The organism is Mesorhizobium sp. M0816 (assembly GCF_040320005.1).
GTDB lineage: Bacteria > Pseudomonadota > Alphaproteobacteria > Rhizobiales > Rhizobiaceae > Mesorhizobium.
In genome coordinates this window covers 1-812 of sequence record NZ_JAMYOT010000105.1, presented here as the reverse complement: position 1 = coordinate 812, position 812 = coordinate 1, and the positions used below count along the sequence as shown (strand labels likewise).

The window sequence follows — 812 nt, the reverse complement described above, 5'->3', positions numbered from 1 at the left end:
CCGGTCGGACTGGGCTCATAATGCCCGTTATCAGGATGGCGAGGCAAAGAAGATTGTCCGTTACGCCTTTCATCCACGTTCGGGCGGGGAGATTTTCGTCACAGGCCGTCAGCGTTATTGCGGTGAGCCGGCCTATGTCGGGCGACAACCGGATGGCAGCCTGGCGCTGATTCCGATCTGGATGACGGAAGAGATCGCCCTGACGATGGCGGTTCGCGAGGCGCCCCGTTTTCCCCTTTCATGCCTGCGCGACCTGCGCCGCGAGGTCGATGCATGTCTACGTTTTCTGCAGAGCGACTCACGCCAGCCAGGAGACGACCATGCAGCGCAGGCAATGCCGAACCGACCAGCCAGACCTGTTTTCCAAGAAGGCTCCGCCATCGAGTCTTCCAGGCGAAGTCCGGGAACGCACCCTCCCGCTGATCGAGACCTTGCTGAGGGAAGCGGTGGTGAGCCAGACGGGACGGGAGGCAGATCATGAAGATCACCGCTGAACATCTCGCGCGCGGTGCCTATGTCTATGTCCGGCAGTCGACGGCCGATCAACTCGTCAACAATCCCGAGAGCCGGCGACGCCAATATGGCCTTGCCGAGCGAGCGCGGTCCCTTGGCTGGAAAGACGCCATCGTCATCGATGAAGATCTCGGTCGTTCAGGGTCTGGCATCAGCCGTCCGGGCTTTGAGAAGCTTCTGGCGGCGATCTGCGAAGGTCGGGTTGGTGCGGTCCTCGCCATTGAAGCCTCCCGGCTGGCCCGCAATGGCCGGGACTGGCATACGCTCATCGAGTTTTGCGGCCTTGTCGGAACGCTCAT

Annotated in this window: 2 protein-coding genes; both read left to right on the top strand. The window is 61.7% G+C overall.

The features are described 5' to 3' along the window. Positions 1-481, top strand: a 481-nt coding sequence (locus NKI17_RS36870; protein ID WP_352826326.1) for a hypothetical protein, incomplete at its 5' end; no start/stop codon positions are given. Then, the coding region (locus tag NKI17_RS36865; protein WP_352849544.1) for a recombinase family protein at positions 478-812 on the top strand (335 nt) is incomplete at its 3' end. The genes NKI17_RS36870 and NKI17_RS36865, both read left to right, overlap by 4 nt.